This window comes from Mesorhizobium sp. WSM4846 (genome assembly GCF_055811415.1).
Genome location: NZ_JBVVPZ010000021.1, coordinates 17,622 through 39,162, shown reverse-complemented (window position 1 = coordinate 39,162; position 21,541 = coordinate 17,622). Strand labels below are relative to the sequence as shown.

The 21,541-nt window shown below is 61.2% G+C and carries 22 protein-coding genes; 5 read left to right on the top strand and 17 right to left on the bottom strand.

From position 1 onward, the window contains the following. Positions 1-298: 298 nt before the first annotated feature. From AC0L15_RS18495 to AC0L15_RS18440, 12 genes are all read right to left on the bottom strand, one after another. Positions 299-562: a hypothetical protein gene (locus AC0L15_RS18495; RefSeq protein ID WP_473496701.1), complete on the bottom strand. Its 264-nt coding sequence runs from the start codon at positions 560-562 to the stop codon at positions 299-301. 2 nt (positions 563-564) lie between these two features. Continuing rightward, positions 565-948 (bottom strand): hypothetical protein, encoded by a 384-nt coding sequence (locus AC0L15_RS18490; protein WP_473496700.1) that lies wholly within the window; start codon positions 946-948, stop codon positions 565-567. Between the two features lie 64 nt (positions 949-1,012). After that, positions 1,013-2,587 (bottom strand): phage major capsid protein, encoded by a 1,575-nt coding sequence (locus tag AC0L15_RS18485; RefSeq protein ID WP_473496699.1) that lies wholly within the window; start codon positions 2,585-2,587, stop codon positions 1,013-1,015. After that, on the bottom strand, positions 2,584-3,780 hold the full coding sequence (locus tag AC0L15_RS18480) for a phage portal protein (RefSeq protein WP_473496698.1): 1,197 nt from the start codon (positions 3,778-3,780) through the stop codon (positions 2,584-2,586). The genes AC0L15_RS18485 and AC0L15_RS18480 overlap by 4 nt, the downstream gene beginning before the upstream one ends. Next, positions 3,767-4,276 carry a helix-turn-helix domain-containing protein gene (locus tag AC0L15_RS18475; RefSeq protein ID WP_473496697.1) on the bottom strand — a complete coding sequence of 170 codons (510 nt, stop codon included), beginning with the start codon at positions 4,274-4,276 and terminating at the stop codon, positions 3,767-3,769. Before AC0L15_RS18475 ends, AC0L15_RS18480 begins: the two co-directional genes overlap by 14 nt. A gap of 158 nt (positions 4,277-4,434) precedes the next feature. Further along, a complete protein-coding gene (locus AC0L15_RS18470) occupies positions 4,435-4,863 on the bottom strand; it encodes a Rap1a/Tai family immunity protein (protein ID WP_473496696.1) in 429 nt (142 codons plus the stop codon). Continuing rightward, positions 4,860-5,753: a hypothetical protein gene (locus tag AC0L15_RS18465; protein WP_473496695.1), complete on the bottom strand. Its 894-nt coding sequence runs from the start codon at positions 5,751-5,753 to the stop codon at positions 4,860-4,862. The genes AC0L15_RS18470 and AC0L15_RS18465 overlap by 4 nt, the downstream gene beginning before the upstream one ends. Then, entirely contained in the window at positions 5,750-7,438 is a 1,689-nt protein-coding gene (locus AC0L15_RS18460; RefSeq protein WP_473496694.1) for an AAA family ATPase, read from the bottom strand. The genes AC0L15_RS18465 and AC0L15_RS18460 overlap by 4 nt, the downstream gene beginning before the upstream one ends. Next, positions 7,416-7,691 carry a hypothetical protein gene (locus tag AC0L15_RS18455; RefSeq protein ID WP_473496693.1) on the bottom strand — a complete coding sequence of 92 codons (276 nt, stop codon included), beginning with the start codon at positions 7,689-7,691 and terminating at the stop codon, positions 7,416-7,418. The genes AC0L15_RS18460 and AC0L15_RS18455 overlap by 23 nt, the downstream gene beginning before the upstream one ends. 108 nt (positions 7,692-7,799) lie before the next feature. Beyond that, positions 7,800-8,327 carry a hypothetical protein gene (locus AC0L15_RS18450; protein ID WP_473496692.1) on the bottom strand — a complete coding sequence of 176 codons (528 nt, stop codon included), beginning with the start codon at positions 8,325-8,327 and terminating at the stop codon, positions 7,800-7,802. After that, positions 8,324-8,533 carry a DNA-binding protein gene (locus AC0L15_RS18445; protein ID WP_473496691.1) on the bottom strand — a complete coding sequence of 70 codons (210 nt, stop codon included), beginning with the start codon at positions 8,531-8,533 and terminating at the stop codon, positions 8,324-8,326. Before AC0L15_RS18445 ends, AC0L15_RS18450 begins: the two co-directional genes overlap by 4 nt. Before the next feature lie 187 nt (positions 8,534-8,720). Further along, positions 8,721-9,959, bottom strand: a complete 1,239-nt coding sequence (locus AC0L15_RS18440) for a tyrosine-type recombinase/integrase (protein WP_473496690.1) — start codon at positions 9,957-9,959, stop codon at positions 8,721-8,723. Positions 9,960-10,364: 405 nt separating this feature from the next. Between AC0L15_RS18440 and AC0L15_RS18435 the strand changes: the two genes are divergently transcribed. Further along, on the top strand, positions 10,365-10,601 hold the full coding sequence (locus AC0L15_RS18435; RefSeq protein WP_287247576.1) for a hypothetical protein: 237 nt from the start codon (positions 10,365-10,367) through the stop codon (positions 10,599-10,601). Between the two features lie 516 nt (positions 10,602-11,117). On the opposite strand, the gene AC0L15_RS18430 is transcribed toward AC0L15_RS18435, so the two are convergent. From AC0L15_RS18430 to AC0L15_RS18415, 4 genes are all read right to left on the bottom strand, one after another. Further along, positions 11,118-12,365 carry an O-antigen ligase family protein gene (locus AC0L15_RS18430; RefSeq protein WP_287247575.1) on the bottom strand — a complete coding sequence of 416 codons (1,248 nt, stop codon included), beginning with the start codon at positions 12,363-12,365 and terminating at the stop codon, positions 11,118-11,120. Beyond that, on the bottom strand, positions 12,362-13,897 hold the full coding sequence (locus AC0L15_RS18425; RefSeq protein ID WP_287247574.1) for an undecaprenyl-phosphate glucose phosphotransferase: 1,536 nt from the start codon (positions 13,895-13,897) through the stop codon (positions 12,362-12,364). The genes AC0L15_RS18430 and AC0L15_RS18425 overlap by 4 nt, the downstream gene beginning before the upstream one ends. Before the next feature lie 125 nt (positions 13,898-14,022). Beyond that, a complete protein-coding gene (locus AC0L15_RS18420) occupies positions 14,023-15,153 on the bottom strand; it encodes a glycosyltransferase family 4 protein (RefSeq protein WP_287247573.1) in 1,131 nt (376 codons plus the stop codon). Between the two features lie 5 nt (positions 15,154-15,158). Continuing rightward, positions 15,159-15,722, bottom strand: coding sequence for a polysaccharide biosynthesis/export family protein (locus AC0L15_RS18415; protein ID WP_287247571.1), 564 nt, complete (start codon positions 15,720-15,722; stop codon positions 15,159-15,161). A 258-nt stretch (positions 15,723-15,980) separates the two neighbouring features. On the opposite strand from AC0L15_RS18415, the gene AC0L15_RS18410 reads away from it, so the two are divergent. Both AC0L15_RS18410 and AC0L15_RS18405 read left to right on the top strand, forming a co-directional pair. After that, positions 15,981-18,215: a GumC family protein gene (locus AC0L15_RS18410; protein ID WP_473496689.1), complete on the top strand. Its 2,235-nt coding sequence runs from the start codon at positions 15,981-15,983 to the stop codon at positions 18,213-18,215. Positions 18,216-18,384: 169 nt separating this feature from the next. Further along, entirely contained in the window at positions 18,385-18,756 is a 372-nt protein-coding gene (locus AC0L15_RS18405; RefSeq protein WP_287247568.1) for an endonuclease domain-containing protein, read from the top strand. Positions 18,757-18,796: 40 nt separating this feature from the next. On the opposite strand, the gene AC0L15_RS18400 is transcribed toward AC0L15_RS18405, so the two are convergent. Then, the gene (locus AC0L15_RS18400) at positions 18,797-20,026 is read right to left on the bottom strand and encodes a GNAT family N-acetyltransferase (RefSeq protein ID WP_287247567.1); all 1,230 of its coding nucleotides are present in this window, start codon (positions 20,024-20,026) and stop codon (positions 18,797-18,799) included. A 90-nt stretch (positions 20,027-20,116) separates the two neighbouring features. Between AC0L15_RS18400 and AC0L15_RS18395 the strand changes: the two genes are divergently transcribed. Both AC0L15_RS18395 and AC0L15_RS18390 read left to right on the top strand, forming a co-directional pair. Beyond that, on the top strand, positions 20,117-21,172 hold the full coding sequence (locus AC0L15_RS18395) for a polysaccharide deacetylase family protein (protein WP_287247566.1): 1,056 nt from the start codon (positions 20,117-20,119) through the stop codon (positions 21,170-21,172). Between the two features lie 52 nt (positions 21,173-21,224). Then, entirely contained in the window at positions 21,225-21,530 is a 306-nt protein-coding gene (locus AC0L15_RS18390) for a hypothetical protein (RefSeq protein WP_287247565.1), read from the top strand. The last annotated feature ends 11 nt before the right edge of the window (positions 21,531-21,541 follow it).

Sequence of the window (21,541 nt, the reverse complement as noted above, 5' to 3'; positions counted from 1 at the left end):
CGGCTCCCCCCCCCTCCGACCCTGGGGGGTTGTGGTGGGGGGTCCGCGCTTGTAGTGCTGCCCCTTGTTCTTACGCCCCGCCTCCTCGCCGCGGGGGGCCCGCCCCCCCCCCCCCCCCCCGCCCGCTTGAACCCTTCGCCGCAACCCACGAGACCAGTAGGGAAAGGAGAAAGCGGCTGGTGTCTGGACCTTTGCAGATTGTACGGATTACTGAACTAAGTGGCGGGCCGCATCTGTCGGGCAGGCCCGCAAGCCACGCAAGGCGTGGCGGTACCCTCAATGTCCCCCGCCGAAGTGGTTAGGCGCTGAACACGCCGCACGCGCCAGCGGCAATACGCGTAAAGCGATAGGTGCCCGCGGCGGTGATAGCAGTTGCTGGCTGCGAACTAGTCAGGAAGCCAACCGCGCAATACGCGCCAGCCGGATCCTTGATTTCAATCCTCACTGTGGCGTCGTCATCGACAACTGAATTGAGCACGACCGTAACAGGGGTGCCCGACGCAACAACCAAATCAGACGAACTGGCCGCTGTCGATCCGACCGCTAGAAGCTGTGTCGCCATCGTTAGGCTACCGGCTTCGAAGCTGCGTTGCCCTTAACGATGACAGCGCCCGCCGCGATCGAGGTGCCGGAAGTCTTGGTGATGGTGGCCCGCAAATACCTCTTGAGCCCCAAGTACCCGACCTTCACTACGCTATCCGCGGCAAGCGAAGCCGGCAGCGTGCCCTGCATGTCGCCAGCCGCAACAGCGGCGAAGCCACTGCCGGAAGCGTCCGACTCTTCAAGGGACACGGCGTAAAGGCCGGCGCCTGCAATCGCGCCGCTGTTGATTACCAGAGCGGCGGAGTTGTAGCCGAGTAGGTCGACAACGGCGCCCACCGTAGTGGCCGCATAGACGGCCGGGATGATTGCCTGGTCGACTTCGATGTTATTGTAGATGTCACGCATGGTGCGCTCCTATGAATGGGGAAATGGGCGGCCACAGAGGACCGCCCGATATTGGGGGGATTGATTAGGATGCGGCGATCTTCACCTTGCGGAACTTGGCGGGTTGCAGCACGCCCGCGCCAACGCGACGGGTGGCATGCACGCGGGTGATGCCGTTGGTCGCAAGCAGATACGGGTTGACAAGGATCGACAGCGCGAGGCGGTCTACAATGCGATATCCGCTGAAGTCGCCGAACAGCACAGGGAAGTTGCCGGCACCGACGTCGGGCATGTCTACCGCCTCAACAACGGGCCTTCCGAGTAACGATTCCGGAGCGCCGAGCGAAAGCGCCGGCTGCCAGATATAGGCGCCCGTCACCGAGTCTTTCATTTTTCGAACAGCGGCCAAGCTGGTGCCGTTCATAAGCCAGGTGCCGGTGTTACGATAAGCGGCTGGAAGCGCGTAGAACGTGCTAATGAGGCCATCGGCAGTCAGCGTCGACGCGGCGCCCGAAACAGTGAAGCCGATGTCGGCATTCGTCATCAGGCCTTCCGGATCGAGCGTGCCGGCGCCATTCACGAAAGCCAAGCCTTCCTTCTGACCGAAGTCCTCGGCTAGCGCGAGGCGCACTTCCGCTTCGGCCTGGCCGGCGCTGTCAGCAAGCAGCTGGTTGGAGATGTCGACAAAGGTGTTAACCTCCCTGATCACGACTTCAGCCTGCCCGAAAGTCGGTTCGCTCGATGTGGCCGCCTGCGTCTCGCCGCGCCAGGCCGCGTTCGTTACGGTGTTGCGCTTCGGGTATAGAACCGACGCATTGCCCGTGGTGCGAACCGACGCAATAGCGCGGATAGGGCTGTACTCGACCAGATTGCGGATGAACTCCGCACTCATCTCGGCCGGTGCGAGATAGCCGCCCTGTGCGTCCGAGCTAACCGTCAACGTCTTCAGTTCCGTGGCGCGGTCGCCCATGCGGAGATATTCGGCAAACGCCTTCGTTTCGACGGACGGCTCGTCCTTCTTGTCGGTGATGACATTCGGACGGTTGAGCTTCACTTCCATGCCGTCAATGCGCGCCTTAAGCGCTGCGACCGCTTCAGCAGCTTTAGTCTCGGCGGCGGTAATCTTGGTTTCCGCTGCGGCCAGCTTCGTCTCAAGTTCGGCAGTCGGATTGGTGTTTTCGGTGGTCAAAGGGAGATCCTTTATATTGGTGATGCGCGCGCCGGGGTGAGCCGGAACGGGTACAAGCGAGCACTCGACTAGGTCTAGGTTCTGGATGGTGCGGCCACCCCCGCGACGGGGAGCGGCCTTGGTCGTAACGAAGCCCACGGATAGACCCGTGATGCCTCCAGCGCGGACGAGTGCCCGGCATTCTGCAGCGCGCACCACGTCATTGACGAGGAGTTTTCCGCTGACTTTTAGCCCGTCTGCTTCGACGGATATGCTGTCCCACACCCCGACGGCTTGGGCCTGATCATGAGCCATAAGCATGGGAATCGACTTGCCGACGGCACCAGCAAAAGCGGCCGGCTCGATAACGTCGCCGACACGGTCAGGGCTAGAGAAGTCCCAAGCCTTGCCGGTGATTGCACCAGTGTCGTCGGTTGTGAAGGCCGCCTTAAATTCTAGGCGCTCCATTAGTTCCGTCTCGGCGCTGCTCACGCGGCGGCCTCCTGTTTGGTGGGTGGGGTGTTGTCGTTGGCGGGCTTGGTGCCGGTATTCGGGTTTTCGTAGACGTCGCCACCTGTGCGGGGACCAAGGCCGAGCCAGGAACGTGCTTCGTTACTTGAGAGCACCTTGGCTGTAATGAGCGTGCTAATCGCTGTGGCTCGAGCAGTGATGTCGGCCTGCGTGAAGTCGTCCAGATCGAAGGCGAAACGGTACTCGCCTCGCTCTTCGTCGGTCAGCAGCGCACGGTTGAAAGCAGATTCCAGAACGCGAAGCCATGGAAGCAAAGTAAAAGTCAAGTATTCCTTCGCAGCCTGCTCGGAAGTTGACCACGTTGCGCGGTCGAGCTTTCCGATCATATGTTGTGGAATATTGAATGCGCGGGCGATATCTGCGAGCTGGTAATTTCTGTTCTCAAGATATTGGGCGTCGGTGCTGTTGAGAGTGATTTGCTCCCAAGTGGCGCCCTCCCACAGGATTGCAGTAGATCCGGCATTGGCGCTTCCGGCATGAGCAGCCTGCCATCCGGCCTTCATGCGTTTCAATCCTTCGTCGCCAAGCTTGCCGGGGAATTGGATCACGCCTGAAGGTTTAGCCCCTGCGGTCCACAGCTTGGCGGCATACGCCTCCATGGCCTTTGCGACGCCAATTGCTTCAGCGCATTGCGTCAGCGGGCATTTCGAGAATGCGCCGCGGACGTGGATGATGTCGGCCGCAGGGGTAACCTTGCCGCTCAATCGGTATGTCGGCTCGCCGGTCACCGGGTCGAACTGAACGTCGATGACGCTAGACTCATACCGGATGATCTCGGCCGGCCGTCCTTGCGGCCTGTTGACCCAAGCCAGGCCGCCTTTGTCCTGCGTAAGAGCTTGGGCAACTAAGTCGCGTATTAGTTCAAAGCCGCTCGTCCAGCTATTTGCCTGGCCGGTCAGAAGCTTCAGCGCGGGGAAATCGGGAACGTCAGTTTCTTCGCCGTCAACCTTGCGCTTGACGGTGAGGCACATTGTAGCCGCGCTTTCCGCAATCACGGAGACGGCGTTGCGCACCGCAGGCACCGTAAGCGCGATGCTGGCCGATACCGCAGCCGTACCGATCACCGTGGCGCCTAGAATGGCTAGCAATTCCTCGTCAGGGGCGGCGAGGGATTTAGTCTCGACAGGCGGCTGGTGGGATTTAAACGGCCACATTGGCACCTCCATAAATTTCGGCGCAGCGCGCGATGATATCGGCAGAAATGGTGCCGATCGGTACCAGGATTTTTGATTTATCGACGGCCAAGCGCTCAACGTCGCGATCGGACGCTGACGAAACAGACATGACGTCGACCACCAGCACTGCATCGTCGGGCGGCTGCTCCTGCAGGTGCTCGAATGCCTGGCCGATAGCAGTTAGCCAGCCTCGGCCAGCGCGCTCGAGTTCGTAGCCGACACGCAGAACGCAAATGTCCTGCGGGCTGAACCATCGCCGATCACCGCGCCGTTCGCTAAAAAGGATTTCGGCTTCGCGGATGCGATGCACCCATGCGTCTAGCGTGCCGCGCCGAAGTCCGGCCAAGGCAGCGGCTTCCGCGACACTGAAGCCGCGGGCTGTCCATTCGGCCATGTCCGGCCTCCTTACGGTGATAAGATTGTGATTTGGGCAAACAAAAGGGCCACACCCGTCACGCGTCACGCTGACAGGCATGGCCAAGCACCAGCATCACGCTGGCGACGTACCGGACTGGGCATACGGCACAAAGAAAGGAGGGCGACGCAATGGTCGCCCAATAATATTTCTCATGCATATACGCTGCAACGCGCCACGATTTGGCACATCATGCAGAGGTGGAGCGTTGGTTTACATTACGGGCACGGCCAAACCTCACGCAGGGCCAAAACTACCCCCAAACCCATGGTCTTCGACCACATCTCCGGGTGCTTTTGAGACCAATTAACAAATGCTTGTCGAGAAGCGCCATACGTCACGGCGGTTGGCGGACACATCGAAACGTTCTTTAAAGCACCCATCGAAGGATTGCTCTTGAGGGCTCCCCCATTTAAAACCATGAGATCAGACACCCCGCCGACATACCCAATGCAATACATGAAATCGACACTGTCCATTCTAGCGTTACATTGATCCAGTAGTCGTTGCACATTTTCAATCGCAAAGGCGCTTGATGAGAACAATCCTGCAGCGATCAATGCTAGTACCGCGAGCCGTTTCATTTTCCCCTCCGTTTCCTTGATCTTATTGCGCGCCGTCTGGCTGCGCAATAAGGGCTGCTTCATATCACTTCCCTCCGCGCGCCAGAGATATTCGTCCTTCCGTTGTTGTCGTTCATCGCAACCAACATCTTGGCGGTATCGAGCAGTGCTCGCTTTGCTGCTCGGTCTGCATACTGCGGGCCATAGCCAAGCCTCACGCCGAGGGACTTTAGCGAACCGCCTGCCGCCACCTCGTCCAATACTTCACCAGCCTCGCCCTTGGGCTTCTCTGGCGAGTCCCATACGCCGACGGTGCCTGAGTTGGTCCCCTGTTTCGGACGCGAGATGCCGCCAAAGAAGTGAGCGCCCTTCGCCGTGACGGTCGAGCACTTCGTGATAGGCGGCGCGTCGTCCATCAGGCGGGCTAGCTCTTTGCGAGCCTCTTCAACGCCGGGAAGCGGATCGTAGAACGTGCCGTTGCCACCTGCGCCTGTGGGCAAGCATGCCACGCGTTCCAGCCCAACGGCATCACCAGGAAGCGGCGTCGTCGGACGCACCTTCAGATAGGCGGACGGGCTTCGCTTGTTCTTACCGTTGCCCCTCACGTCGTCCTTCGGCTTAAGTTTCTTTCCGGCTTTGGTTTGCCCCCATTCCTTGAGCGCGCCGCGGTAGAAAGTGAGGTCGCCAAGGAACTGCCATTCATCGTCGCGGTAGGTCTTGCCGGGTATGCGCCGATAACCCTTTCCGACATGCCGCACGCCATCACGCACATAGACCCGGAAAGCATCGCTAGCAGCCCGCATCAGTTCGCCGACAGTTGGCCTCATTTCCCGATCGAGCACATCAGCATTCGCGCTGGCGGCCGGCTTCATGTCCACAAGGGCGCGAGCGAAGGCTTGGACGGACTCGGCATGGTTTCTCCGAAGCCAGTTCAAAAGCGGAAGTGTTCCCCGATATCTGATTGCCTGGCTCATGCTGCACCTTTTTTCAAGAAAGCGGGAATGTCGTCTTGATTGAAGTCAGTCGGAACAACTTCATCATTCAGGGGCACATCAGGCGGCACATCGGCACACCCTAAAGGGTGTGTGCCGTATGTACCGCTGCTGTCTGGTGCCAAATCACTATCGGTACACGGCACATCATCGGCACATGTGCCGTCTGAACCGTCTTGCCTGACCCAATACCTGCCTTCGTGATAGTAGACGTCTCCCTGCTTGGTGAGGGCTTCGCGCGCGCGCTGGAATCGCGTCTTGAGCGTGCCCTGTTTGGCTTTTGTATCTGTCGCATAGAACGCCTCGCGCCATTCGTCTTCGCCTACCGGATTACCTGTCTCGCGGCATGCGTCGGTAAGGACTTCCAGCGCCTTCGCATTATGCCCCTTCAGCGTCGACACGAGATGCTCTCCGGCGCTGACGCCATCCGAAGGTATCACTACTGGTGCGAATGTCGGCTCGCCCTCATCGTCCGTGCCTACCTCGATGCCCTTCATGTTGAAGTGGCAAATCGTGCCTTCGTCACTATCGTTAGCGCCGTCACATTCTAAGGCGTATCCGCTGGCCGACTTCTTGACCATGAAGCTGGCGTCAACCGCGCCATCCAGATCGATCGCACCTTTGCCGCGGTCCCCCGTCCATCCTGTGTGGTGGATAACGGTGACGTGCGCCTTGGTCTTTTCCGACAAGAGATCGCAGGACCGTATGAACTTCGCCATGTCCTTCGATTGGTGCTGGTCGCCAGGCCCGAAGGTGCGCGTCAGCGTATCGATGATGATCCATACGCACGGCTCGCCGCACGCCTTCCCAGCATCGTTGATGACCGTCGCCAAAGCGTCAGCGTCGGCCAACCCTGTGGTAAGGTCGATCATGCCGCCAAGCACCAAGAGCGGCACGTCCTTGACGCCGTGCACCTTGCGGAACGCCAGCATACGCCGTTCAGTGAGTGCCTGCCGCTCGGCGGCAACGTAGATGACGAGACCCTGCTTTACCTTCCTGCCGTGCCACTCGCGGCCCGCTGCTACGTGACAGGCGGCATCAGTCATGATGACGGACTTGCCGCTTCCCGGCATTCCCGAAACCATGGTGAACTCGCGAACGCCGAACACGCCCTTGATGATGGTCTCTTTCGGGCTGCTGCCTGCGATGTCGTCAAACCACGTCACCCGGAATCGCGATTTGGGCTTGTTTTCGTTCGCCACCATGGGCGGGCTGAAGTCCAACTTGATCGTCTTCCACTTCCTGCGGATGCGCTCGGCGCTCTTCGACCGTGGAAGTCCGTCAGACTGTTCCGCCTTCAGGTCGCGCGCAATCATGCCGATGGCGACATTGTGGTCGTGGGCTGGACCGCAGAGCGCAGAGATTGCAGTGCTGCCGGTGTCTCTTTCAATATAGACAATGCCAGCCGTATCGGAGTCGCACTCAGGGATATGATCGACAACTACGCACCACCGCAAAGCTTCGTCCATGTCGGCCGGTTCGCTGTCGGCGCGCGGCTGTAGAAGGTCACGCTTGAACGTGTAATCGTCGAAGCCGACACCCTCCGGTGCCACCATGATAGAGCCGCCGGTTCTGGCCATGTTTCCGTAGTGGAAGCTCGCGAGTCGCTCTATGTCGCCCGCTTTGATCAGGTCAAGAAATGTTTCAGGCTGCGCTTGCGCGTTCATTATCGTTTGCACTCTTCAGTTCGATTTCTGCAAGGCTGGCGACGTGCGCGCGGCAAGCTGGCGACAGCGATATAACTCCGCGGGCTGTCACGCCGGATGGGGCGTAAGCCAAGTGGTCACCCTTCGGCGTGGCTATCAGTTGCCAGTCGAAAATTCTGATTTCTTCGTTGATGTCGACGGCGAACCTGCCAACGCAGCGAAAGCCACGCGCACTGGTTCGACCGTCGAACTTTCTAAAGTTGACGATCTTCACTGAAGTTTCCGTTTTCCAGATTTGCTGCCAATGGCAGTAGAGCCGCGCCCCGGCGCTTGCCGGATGGGGTTGAAGTCGACGCTTGGCCGAGGCGCGGGTAGGGGAGGGTTACTTGGCTTCCCGAATTGCGCGATAGATTGAAGGGGCGCGGAAGTTGTTCAGGCCGCACTCCAAAGCCATCTGATAGAACCTATCCGCGTCATAAATCCTGCCGGATTCTCGCCAAATCTGACGGGCATATTTGGTCAGCATCGGGATGTCACCGGACGTGACTTGACCACATTCTGCGACACGAGTTTTAAAGGCTTCAATCAGGCCAAGCGGAAGATCAGGGCCGTAAATAAAATAACGGAGGAACGGCAGGAAGTTGTTGTGTCTTAAAATGTCGCCATCGGTGTTGCCGTTTGCCCGCCAGCGTTCCCTCCGAGATTTTCCGCGCCCGGCCGGGTTGTAATCGGCGTCCGTGAAGTACCGATGCCGATGGTCCGGAACTGCCTTACGATCGAGGATTGAACTTCCTAAGCGGAACGCCAATTCGCTGTTTCGCTTCCAATCTTCGTGGTCGCGTACCTTGCCTGGATCGAACTCAATTTGGGCGGCTAGGTTTTCCTCTTCGGCGGTCAGTTCGATCTTCATGCCGCAGCCCTCGATGCGCGTTGATTATCGTTGGCGGCAACCCGCCGCTCTGTCATCCACATATCCAGATCGCTCGAATCGTAGACGATGCTTCTGCCCAGCCGCATAAAAGCCGGGCCGCTTCCGTCCATACGGCTCTTGTTCAGCCATGACGACGATTTCGAGATGTAGACGGCTGCAGCCGGCGTTCGCATTTTGATAGACATTGAATCCTCCGCGGGACCAAAGGTTGACGCGGGATTACAATCCCGCAGTGGTGTGCTTGAAACGGGCCGTCGCTCTATCTAGCGTTGAGCCTGCCTGCAAACACTAAATGTATTGGTCTCGCGGATTTTATTCCATTGCGTGCCGTGTGTGTCAGCATTATTCCTGACAACCGCAGATAACTGTCGCTTATTTGCCACTACCTATGGCGTCGGCAATTTTGCCTGCAATGGTGTCGGCTGCGGCGCGCACCGGGTCGACGTGCAAGTGTGCGTAGCGCTGCGTTGTACCGGCGTCGGCGTGACCAAGCAGCTTTCCGATCATCGGCAGGGACATGCCGTCCCCTGCGCCGACAGATGCAAAGGTGTGCCGCAGGTCGTGCAGATGCACATCGCCAAGCCCCGCCCTGCCAGCGATGGCCGCCCATGGTTTCTTCAGATCGGCGCGGGGCGCCTCATGCTCGGTAGCGGCGGAGTGCCCCGCGATCACGAACTTGCCGACACGCGGAAGTGCATCCAACACGGCTTGGGCCGCTGCAGATAGCACTACGGTCTTTCGTCCCGTCTTCGAATCCGGAAGGAGCAGCAAGCCGCGCTTCTCGTCGTATTCGGACCAGCGCAAGTTGAGGACTTCTCGCAAGCGGCAGCCGGTCAGCATCAAGAGCCGTATGGCGCCTGTCACGTGCGGCCCGTAGACGGTTCTGTTCTTCTCTTTCGGCGCGTGCTTGCTGTCTGATTGCTTGTGAGGAATGCCAACCGTTTCGGCCTCGCGTATGGCGTCACCCAGTTGCGCCATTTCGTCGGCCGTCAGGAACCGCTCGCGCGCCTCTTCCTTGTTGCGATCTATCTTTGCGGCTGGATTCATTCCTTCGGGCACATAACCTCGCTTGGCGCCCCATACATAGGCGGCGGAAAGCAAAGCCATTGCGCGATTTGCACTGTAGCGAGCCTTCTTCGACATAGCAGAATGCGCCCGCTGGACTTCGACCCGAGTTAGGGCGACGGCTTTCGTCGTGCCGATCTGCGGCTCGATGTGGGTCTTCAGTGTGATGTTGTAAAAGTCGCGCGTTGACGCCTTCATATCCTTGCCCTTGATATAGTCGGCGACCAGCTGCTTAACCGTACCGCTTGCCCGCTCGTCGGCGCGCCCTTTCGCAAGGTCTTTCCCAAGCGCTGCGCTGGCAATCGTGCGGCGGGCCGCATCTCGAGCCTCGTTGGCCTTAAGCGTTCCGACCGAACCGAGTTTCAATCGCTTCTTGGCGCCGCCAGCCACTGGTCGGTATTCGGCGAAGAACGTCCCAACGTTGCCAGGTGTCCGGTAGAAGCCAAAGCCCTTCAATTCGGCGTCGAAATAGAACGTCGTCTTGTTCGGTCGCGCCGATTTCATGACATCCGAAACCGCGTCCGCCGTGATCTTCAAAATAGCCATTTCCCGCTCCGTGTAGCCACTGTGTAGCCAGCTATTAGGCTGTTGGTGCGGGATAGTCAAGCGGGCTCAGGTTTCAGCTTCTGTCATTTACTATATTTTACAGGCATTTAAAGCAAAGAATGACAATGGCTGCGATGCGCTGATAGCCAGTATTTAAGACTGGGGGTCAAGGGGTCGTCGGTTCGAATCCGGCCACTCCGACCAAATAAGCCCTTAGAACCCTAAGGCTTATTTGAAATCCGGGGAAACTAACTGAGCCGCGAAAACGAGAAATTGGGGCCTTTCTGGGCCCTTTCCTTTTCTGGGCCGTGCCAGGCTGGGCCATGCCGCCCGAATCGCGCCGTGAACGGGCCGACGATCGGCGGCCAAGCGCTGATCGACAGGCTCGGATCAGATCACGGATCGATGCATCAGGATCTGGTCGGGCTGTTTGGCTGCTCAAAATGCAAGGCCGAAGGCCGCGACCGCCGCCCGGTGTTCTTCACGTTCATTCCCGACGACAAAAGCCAGCAGCGAGAGCGGAACCGCACCTGGAAGCCGACCTTCGAAAGTGAAGGGCTCGAAACGTGGGAACCTTTCATCCGCGAGCCGCTTTGTGTGCATGTCCCAAGCCGTGCAACCACCCATATTGCCAAAGTGTAGCCCAGATCGGGACGTCAACTGTGAAGTCGCCTTGGAAGCCGCATTTGCAGCCTTGGTGACTGCCTCGGAAGCGAAGGGGTGGACGCCACGCGAAACGGCTGCAGCCCTACTGAAAATCGCAACGGAGCATGCCCAGCGGTTCAGGCTTGTGCCGGCTGAGCCGCCAAGGTGGCGAACGCGAAGAGGTATGTTCATCGCGGGTGCCACGCTCGTGTTTTTGCTGTGTGCAGCCATCGTTTGGTGGGGTGCTTAGATGACGATCAACGTTTCGGCCCCGGATACGGCCGTTGCCGCGGTCGTAGTGATGGCGTTGCCGCCTATACGTTAGATTGCGCAACGCTCGCCTAAGTTCATCCGGCCAGCGCCATGCCGACGGCTATGCCTATGCCCATCACCAGCCCTGCAGCGAGTTCCCGCCATATTCGACGGCAATGGCTAAGACCACCACTCGCTACCCCCACTGCCGGACTCCGACCATTTTCAAGACTTAGACTTGCCCCAGAAATCCATCATGCCTTAGCCGCCGGCGACGGCAGCGCCGCCGGTCTGCCGCTGATGGCGATATTCGAGCGCGATCGCGCCCCAGGTAAGTCCGAGCAGCAGATAGACGTGGCGCCAGTGATCGATGTCGATGAAGGTGCCCAGCGCGATATTGCCGGTGAAGGCGACATAGGCGCACAGAAGATAGGGCTGCCACGGCCTGTCGCGCAGGAGAATGCGGAAGCCGGCTGCCATCGTCCAGCAGGTCAGCGTCAGGAACGAGACGAAGCCGAGCCAGCCATAGTCCAGCAGCATTTTCAGCCAGATGTTGTGCGTGTCCTCGCCGAAAATCGTGCCGAAGACGAGCGGGCCGATGCCGAGCGGATGCTCCAGCGCCATCTGGAAACCGAAGATATAGCGGGCGAAACGGCCGAGGCGGGCGGTATCGTAGCTCTGTTCCAGCTGGGCGCGGCTGGAGAACATTTCCGAGACGCCCGGCAGCTGCAGGATGACGAGCATCGCGATGACCAGCAGCGAAATGGCGGCGATGGTCATGACGACGACACGCAGCCGGAATTTTCCGCTCGCGCTCTGCAGGAACAGGGCGCCGGTGAGCAGGATCGCCGAAACGCCGAACATGCCCCAGGCGCCGCGCGAAAACGAGAAGAAAATCCCGGCGGTGATGATCAGCAGCGGCATCGCCAGTAACGGCATGCGGGAGACGGGGCCGGTCAGCAGGAGATGGAGCAGGTAGATGCCGGGCAGCACCAGAAACGGCCCGAACACGTTCGGATCCTGGAAGGCGCCGGTGGCGCGGTCGTATCTGGTGAAGATCTCCGCCCCCGGGAAGGCATGGAAATAGCCTGATATCCCGAGCAGCGAGGTCAGCACCGCCGACATCACATAGGCCCGGAAGATCACCCGGTAGAGATTTGGCTGGACCGATGTCACCGAGGCGAAGAACACCGCGATAAACGCCAGGAACAGTGACACGGCGAGATAGAGCGGGGTGCCGGCAATATCCGACATCTGGGTCATCGCGATCATGCCGCCGATGTTCATGACCACCAGCAGCACCAGCAGCGGCGCCGCCGCGCGCGATATGCGCAGGCCGAACAGGGCCCACACCGCCATCAGCGCGACCATATAGAGGTCGTATGGCGCCGGCTCGGCGATGACGAAGCCGGACAGGAAGACGCCGAGGAAAACCGCGCCCGACGCAATCAGCGCGATCAGCTTGGCGTTGACCGCGGCCGGCGACAGTTCATGCGCGACTGCGCTCAATAGGCATTTTCCGTATTGAGCAGCCGGATCGGTGTCAGGAACAGGATCCTCAGATCGAACAGCAACGACCAGTTCTCGATATAATAGAGGTCGTACTCCGTCCGCATGCGGATCTTCTCGTTGGTATCCATCTCGCCGCGCCAGCCATTGATCTGCGCCCAGCCGGTGACGCCGGGCTTGACCTTGTGGCGTGCGAAATAGCCGTCGACCACCTCATTGTAGAGAAGGTTGTGCGACTGCGCGGCAATGGCGTGCGGGCGCGGGCCGATCAGCGACAGCGAACCGAAAAGCGAATTGAAGAACTGCGGCAACTCGTCGATCGAGGTCTTGCGGATGAAGCGGCCGACGCGGGTGACGCGCGGGTCGTTCTTGGTCACCGTCTGCTTGGCCGTCGGGTCGGCCTTGTCCGTGTACATCGAACGGAACTTGTAGACCTCGATGATCTCGTTGTTGAAGCCATGCCGCTTCTGGTGGAACAGCACCGGTCCCTTGCTGTCGAGCTTAATGGCGATCGCGGTCGCCAGCATGACCGGCGAGAACACGATGATGCCGATGATCGAGAAGACGATGTCGAAGGCGCGCTTGGCGACCGAATCCCAGTCGTTGATCGGCCTGTCGAAGATGTCGAGCATCGGCACCGAGCCGATGTAGGAATAGGCGCGCGGCCGGAATTGCAGCGCGTTCGAATGCGCCGAGAGCCGGATGTCGACAGGCAGTACCCACAGCTTCTTCAAAAGCTGCAGGACGCGCGATTCGGCGGTCAGCGGCAGCGATACGATCAGCATGTCGATACGGGCGATGCGGGCGAACTCGATGAGCTCGGAAACGGTGCCGAGTTTTGGATAGCCGGCGACGATGGGCGGCGAGCGCTTGTCGCCGCGGTCGTCGAAGATGCCGCAGATGCGGATGTCGTTGTAGGGCTGCTTTTCGACGGAGCGGATCAGGACTTCCGCCGTCGTGCCGCCGCCGACGATGACGGCGCGGCGCTCCATGCGCCCGTCGCGCGCCCAGCGCCGGATCAGCTTCGACATCAGCAGCCTTAGGCCGAAGATCAGCATGAAGCCGACGACGAACCAGGTGCCGAAAACCAGGCGCGAATAATCTTGCGACATCTTCACGGCGAATGCCGTCAGCGCCATGAGGGCGAAGGTGCCGGCCCAGACCATCAGCAGACGGCCGAAATTGGCGAGCGGCCGCATAAACGAGACGATCTGGTAGCAGTCGGTGACATCGAGCAGCACCACGGCGAGCGACGAAGCGGCGGCGATCGCCAGCGGATATTGCCAGGCGAGATGGTTGAAGAAGCCGACATAGTAAAAATAGATGCACAGGCCCGACAGGAACAGCAGTGCGAATTCGACCATCCGCAAGACGCCGCTGACCATGATCGGCGACATGGTGTCGCGCCGGTATTGCGACGCCACCTGACGGGCGACGTCGTTCATGCCGCCGGGGTTATCGTCGCCGGCCGGGCCGTTGAAATTGCGCACCGCGTCTTTCGAAAAGCGGCGTTTGGGATCGAAGTCGCTCATGATGCATCCGCAAAGCTTCACGCAAGTGAATAGCGAAATAGAGCTAAGAAACCCTTGAAACAACAAATAGGTTTTGGAGAAGCTTTGAAGTCAGCGCCGTTTTTGGGGTTAGCGCCCATTTGGGGTTAGCGCTTGAGCGCCGCGAAATAGGCCGTCTCGATCGCGGCGGCCATCACGTCGGCGCCGAATCGCGCCTTGAGGTCGGCGGTATCGGGCATCAGCCTGCCATAGGCATCGGGGTCGGCCAGCGCCGCGCTCATCTTGTCGGCAAGCTCGCGCGGATCGGGCCGGATCAGGGCAGGGGAGCCGGCGCCAAAAATTTCCGGGATGCCGCCGACGCCGGTGGCGATCATCGATTTGCCGGCGGCGAGCGTCTCCAGCACGATGTAGGGCATGGCTTCCGCGCGCGAGGGCACGACGACCAGTTCGGCCAGCGCGAAGGCCTTGCGCGCCGGCATCGGCGGCAGGAAGCGCATATGGCCTTCGAGCCCGAGCCGCTTCACTTGCGCATGGTAGCGCGGCAGGTCGTCGCCGTCGCCGACCATCACCGCTTTCACCGGGCGGCCGAGTCGCGCTCCGGCAAGAACCAGCGCATCGATGAAGATGTCCGGTCCCTTGAGGTCGCGCATCATGCCGATATAGAGGGCATCGGCCGCATTCGGCTCGGCTCGCACCGGCTCGAACTCGGCGGCGCTCAGTCCATTGTAGACAAGGTTGTTCGGGATCGGTGGTTCGCCGACCTTCCTGCGATAGGTCTGCCTTTCATAGTCGGAGACAAACAGAAGATAGTCGGTGAAGCGCGCCATGAAGCGCTCGAGCGCGAAGAACAGCTTCCCCGTGGCGGTGGTCTCGTCGTAGTGAAGAGAGCCGCCGTGCGGCGAATAAAGGCGGGCTACGCGAGACCTTGATGCCCGCAACAATGAGCCGAACAGGCGGGCATAGGCGCCACCCTTGGCGCCGTGCCCGTGGAGCACGTCCGGCCGCAATTCCTTGATGATCTCAAATGTGCGCCAGGCCGAGGCGAGGTCGCCCGGTCCGACATGCCGCTGCATCGGCGTGCGATGGATGCCGAGCGCCATTGTGCCCTTCATCTGTTCGAACAGATGTTCCTCGAAGTCGCCGCCCGTCGTCGAATCGCAGACGATGCCGACGGCATGCCCGGCGGCGACCTGCGCCTCGGTCAGGTCGCGCACGTGACGAAAAATCCCTCCGACAGGTGAGCGAAAGCAGTGGACGATCCTGAGTGTGCCCGCCACGTGGTCTAGAACAGGCGTTCGCGAACATAGACCGTGTCGCCGGGCAGAAGCGGGTCGGAGGTGGCAACGCGGCCGGTCATGACCTTGCCGTTGATGTCGCGGGTGATGTCGACGCTTCCCTGGTTGGCGCGCGGGCTGAAACCGCCGGCGATGGCAATCGCCTTTTGCACGGTCAGGCCGGGAACATAGGAGTACTGGCCCGCAGCACCGACTTCGCCCATGATGAAGATCGGCCGGTAGCGGTCTATCTCGACCGAAACGTCCGGATCACGGAGATAACCCTGGCGTAGTTTGTCGGCGATCTCGCCTTCGAGTTGCTGTGCGGTGTGGCCGCGCGCCGGCACGGCGCCGACCAGCGGGATGGACAGATAACCGGATTGGTCGACACTGTAGACGTTGGTCAATCCTTCCTGCTCGAATACGGTGACGCGGACCCGGTCGCCGGCGCCGAGGCGATAGGGCTGATCGAGCATTTTATGAAAGGCCGCCGGCGCCGGCCGGTAGCTGGAGCAACCGGCAAGCAATGACACGGCGAGCAGCGCACGGAACAGGGGAACAGTGCTTTTCATGACCGGACATGTACCTTCGACTGGCCGCCGCTGCACCGCGGCAAACGCTGGAGATCGAGGCCCGTTATCATCCGGTTAGGGTTAATGGCCGGTAAAGGCGGGCGGCCCAAGCGATGGCAACCGACGGGAGGCGGCCGGTTCCGGTGCTTTTAGCTGCCGCTTGCGCGTAAAACCTAAGAGGTGCTTACCGCAATATTAACGGCTGAGTTACCATATTTGTTTACGGTGTATACTGACTAAAATACCGGAGCAGGATGCATGTCCGTTCAATCCGCGGCCGCAGATGTCGACGTCGATCTCAGGCAGCTCTTTGCCAGCCTTGCGAGGAATTGGCTGCGCATTCTTGTCGTCGCGCTGGTTGTAACCGGCCTGGCGTTCGCGCTCACCTGGCTCGCCACGCCGCATTACCGGGCCGAAACCCGGCTTTTGATCGAAACGCGCGAATCGGTCTACACGCGCCCCGACGGCACCAATGACAACGACAAGCCTATACTCGACGAGGAAGGCGTGACCAGCCAGGTCGAGGTCATTTCCTCGACCGACATCCTCAAGCAGGTGGCGCAGAAGCTTGATTTGTCGCGGCTGCCCGAGTTCGACGAGACGGCGGATATGCCGGCGTTGAGCCGTCTGCTTGTCGTCGCCGGCCTGACGAGCGACCCCAACGAGATTCCGCCGGAAGAACGCGTGCTGACGAAGATGCGTGAGAAGCTCAACGTCTATCGCGTTGAAAAATCTCGCGTTATCGTCATCGAATTCTCCTCGGAAGATCCCCGGCTCGCCGCCGCAATCCCGAACGCCATCGCCGACGCCTACATCTCCGTCCAGGGCAATGCCAACATCGAATCGAATTCCGCCGCAACCGACTGGCTGGCGCCGGAGATCGCCGACCTGTCGAAGCGGGTGAAGGATGCCGAGGCCAAGGTGGCAAGCTACCGCGCCCAGTCCGATCTTCTGATGGGTGGCAACAATTCGGTGCTCGCCACGCAACAGCTTTCCGAACTGTCCAGCGAATTGTCGCGGGTGCGGGCCAATCGCGCCTCGGCGGCAGCGACTGCCGACAGCGTGCGCAGCGCGCTGCAGAATGGCGGCTCGCTGGATGCGGTGCCGGAGGTGCTGTCGTCCGGACTGATCCAGCGGCTGCGCGAGCGGCAGGTCGAACTCAAGACCAACATCGCCGACCTTTCCACCTCCTTGCTCGACAATCATCCGCGAATCCGGGCGCTGAGGTCGCAGCTTGCCGATCTCGACCGCCAGATCCGCAACGAGGCGGAAAAGATCATGACAGGGCTGATGACGCAGGCGCAGACCGCCCAGGCCCGCGAAAACCAGCTTGTCGCCGACGTCAACACGCTAAAGGCCGCATCGGCGCGCGCCGGCGACCAGCAGGTCGAACTGGACGCGCTGCAGCGCGAAGCGACCGCCCAGCGCCAGCTGCTCGAATCCTATCTCACCCGTTATCGTGAGGCGTCCTCGCGCAAGGACAGCAACTATCCGCCGGTCGACGCCCGTGTCTTTTCCCGCGCGGTGGCGCCGTCCCAACCCTATTATCCAAAAATCCTGCCGATCATCGGTGCGGCCTTCGTCGGCTCGCTGCTGGTCATGGCGATCGTGACGCTTCTGCAAGAGCTGTTTTCGGGTCGCGCCATGCGGCCGGCCGCCGGCGCCCGCTTCGAGCGGATCGAACAGGTCGCGATGCCGGTTGCCCGCGAACCGCCCAATCACGAACCGTCCGATCACGAACCGCCCGATCACGAGCCACCCAATCAGGAACCGGCCGATATCGAAGACCTTGGGGATCGGACGGCGGAAGTCCAGGCAGAGCCGCAAGCGGCTGCCGCGGCGCCAGCAACTGGCCCGGCAACTGGTGACGACGTCGGGCCGGCGCGCCGCAGCCTTGGCGAGGTCGAAATCGACAAGGCGGTGGAGAAACTGATCACAAGCGGTGCGGCACGCGCCATATTCGTGTCGCCGGAAGGCGACGAGGCGGCCGCCTCGGCGGTGCTGGTGGCGCGTGAGGTTTCCGACACCGGCCTGCGCGTGCTCCTGCTCGATCTCACCGCTTCGGGCGCCGCCTCGCGACCGACGCTGGACAGCAGGCTTTTCCCGGGCATCACCGATCTGCTCGCCTCCGAAGCGCAGTTCAGCGACGTGATCCATGCCGATCTCTATTCGGACTGCCACGTCATTCCCGTCGGCAACGCCGATCCGGTTCGCGCCATGCGCGCCGCCGACCGGTTGCCGATCATCATGCAGTCGCTGACCACCGCCTACGATCTGGTCGTGGTCGAATGCGGACCCACCGACGCGCAAGGCATCAGCCGCCTTATCGGCGAGGGCACAGAAGTCTTCCTGTCGCTGCTGGAGTCGAACGACGAGGTGGCGCAGGCCGCGGTCGAGCTGATCGAGAGCGGCTATCCCGACCTGACGCTGGTGACGCCGGTCGGCCATCAGACGCCAGGGACGCCGCTACCCGGACGGCGCTCCGCCGCCTGAGACAGTTCGATAATTCTCTTGAACGTTGTCGACCGGAGTTTGCAGCAGTGGCGGCAATAGCGCGCTCTTGCCTTCTCCCACAAGGGGAGAAGGGGGAGCCAATCGCGAACGTCAGCGATTTGCGTGACGATGGTGCTGGACGGAGCGCCAAGCCGGGTAATCTCAACCGATGCCGCATCAGCCCGTCGCTCCGACCAAACGTCGTTTCGCCCGCTCGATGCGCCGCGAGTCAAGGGAGGCGGAGGACCGCCTGTGGCACGAGCTGCGCGGACGCAGGCTCGACCGCATCAAATTCCGGCGTAAGGTTCCTGTCGGCAGATTCATCGCCGATTTCGTTTGCGCCGAGGCCAGGCTGATCGTCGAGATCGACGGCAGCCAGCATGCGGATTCAAACTATGATCGGGAGCGAGACGCCGAATTGAAGGCGAGGGGCTTTCGTGTGCTGCGCTTCTGGAACGACGACGTGCTGCGCGATTTGAACGCCGTCTGCGACACCATCATCGCTTATGTCGGCGACCAGAGTTTGCAGCCGTGGCGGTAATACGGGCCAAATCACTTACGTCGCGGAATCTCGGCAGCGTTCAGCTGTCGTCTTCGCCCGCTGCTGGCACAGCCTGTCCGGCCGTCTTGCGGCGCAGCATCTTGGTCAGCTTCCAGATCGTCGGGCTGTTCTTGACGAAGGCTTTCAGGCGCGCGCCCTGCCGCAGGACAAACACCAGCGCGCGGCCTTTTGTCGTCAGCGGAATCAGGACCTCGAAATGCCGGGTCTCGATATCGCACCACAGCCGCTTGTAGGGTTCGTCGCCGACCGAGAAATCATAGACATCGAATCCGCTCTCGCAGGCTTCCTCGATGTTGTCGAAGAACAGGAAGTCGCCGGGGCTGGCATGGGCAAGGTCGTCGTCGGCGATCGCTCCGAATTCGCAGATCAGGCGTTTTCCCGAGCGGCTCGATCCGGTGACGGCGCGAAGCTTGCCGGCGACTTCGAGCCCATGCAGCACGAAGGACGGCTTTTCGTCGGAAAGCGCTTCGACGAACAACGCGCGGAAGAAAGCGCGAACCTGTGGCTCGCCGAAGACATTGGCGATGCCCATCTTGCGGAAGCGGAACTCCTTCATCTCGAAAAACGCATCGAGCAGCCTGTTCACCTCGTCCGCCGTCCGGGCCTCGATGCGGCGGTGGTTGCCGACGGCCCCAAACTTGCGCGCCTGCGAGCGGTGTCTCTTGCGCCTGCGCTTGCCGCTGGCGCGGGAGAGCAGGGCATCAAAACCTCCCGCCAGGTCGACGGCCAGCGACAGGTTGGGGCTGGGAAAATGCGGGAGGGACAGAAGCGGATTGGCAACGCGGTCGAGATCGGGCAGCAGCCGTTCCAGCGAGACGAGGTCGATGTCCGGCCGCGCGCTGGCGATTGCCGCCAGCATCGGGCGGATAGAAGCAGCATCTGCCTTGGTCAGCCAGGACGGGTCGGCGGCGGCGAAATTGCCGTTGGCATGGCGGCCGCCCATGAAACGGGCGACGCGTAACGGACCGCTGCTGGTGACTTCCAGCGCCATCCAAAAAACCGGCCGGCCGTCAGCGCTCAGCGTCGCCAAGACGGTGTCCGCTTCGGCATGTCTGGCCCAGTTCAGGATCCAGGCCGGGCTCTGCGCCGGCGCGAACAGCGCCGAACCGCAGAACTCGGCATAGGCCGCAAGTGCCGCACCGTCGGCGACCGACACCGACAGGCCGGCATGATCCGCAGGCACCGCGCGCGGCGCCGCCTGCATGGCCTCGAGCCGATTGCCGTCAAATGACGCGGTGGCGTCAACCATACCTCAATCCTTTAGGGCGTATTCACCGCGATTGGGGCGCGCATAGGCGCATTCCGTGCTTGGATGAGCCTAGGCGCAAAAGGTGAATGAATGATCGACGGGGGCGAGGCAATCCGGAAGCTGGCGCTCAACGTCGTGCGCTATACCGGTCTTGCCCCGCTGGCCAAGCCGTTCGTCGGCGGCATCGGCGCCATCCTGATGCTGCATCGGGTAACCGCCACGCCGGAAAAGCCTGATAGCGTCAACCGGCATCTCAATATCGCGCCTGAGTTCCTCGACGCTGTAATCGCCGACATGAAGGCGCACGGCTATGCATTCGTCACCCTGGACGAGGCGATCGAGCGCATCAAGGCCGGCGGCAAGGGTGGCCAGTTCGCGGCGATCACCGCCGACGACGCCTACCGCGACAACATGACCGAGGCGCTGCCGGTGCTGGAAAAGCACGGCGCGCCGGTCACCATCTATGTTGCGCCGGGGCTGATAAACGGCGCCGCCGATCTATGGTGGGAGGTGGTCGAGGACATCGTCAGCGCGCGCAACCGGCTGGTTTTGACGACACCGAACGGTCCGGTGACGATCGACTGCTCGACCCCGGGCAAGAAAATCCAGGCCTTTGCGCGCCTGCACGATTATCTGACGCTGGAGGTCCGCGAGGAGGACCAGCGCGCGGTGCTGCGCGAATTGGCGCGGTCGAACGGTATCGAGTTGGGCGCGCGCCAGAGCCTGTTGATGAACTGGGACGAGATCCGCGCCATGGCAGGGCATCCGCTGGTGACGATCGGCTCGCACACTGTCAATCATCGCAATCTGAAGCGGCTTTCCGAAGCCGATGCGCGGCACGAGGTCGACGGCGTCAGCGGCATATTGCAGGCCGAGTTCGGCGAGGCGCCGCGCCATTTCGCTTATCCCTATGGCTATGCCAGCGCCGTTGGTGACCGCGAAGTCGGCTTTGCCCGCGACGCCGGCTATGTCTCGGCGGTGACGACACGCCATGGCGTGCTGCGCGCCGAACATGCCGGCTTCCTGCACGCGCTGCCGCGTATTTCGGTCAACGGTCGCTATCAGAGCGTTGCCCATATCCGCACGATGCTATCGGGCGTGACGACGCCGCTGGCCAATGCCGGAAAGATGGTCGTCACCATCTAGTGGTGAGACACTCCGGTGGACCGCAAGAACAGAGCCCTGAAGGCCATCCCTGATGCGCGCCTTCGTCGCCTCCGGGTTCTCAAGCCTGCATTCGGAAAGCCCCGGACGCACATCCGACGATCGTCCCTTGCATGTGCCGCTCGGTTTCTCCCACACGAGGTTCCTGACCCAGGTCGGACTCCGGAGCCGGAAGTTCACGATAGGCGTCGAAATTCTGCTTGAAGACGCTACTGTCGACCACGACCAGAGCGTATTGCATTGCGGCTATTTCCCGAGGACTTCCAGCGTGTCAGCGACGAAGCTCCAGCCGTCCGGCGTGACCACGAATTCCTGCGCGCTCTCGTCGACGGTCAGGTAGCCCTTCTTGAC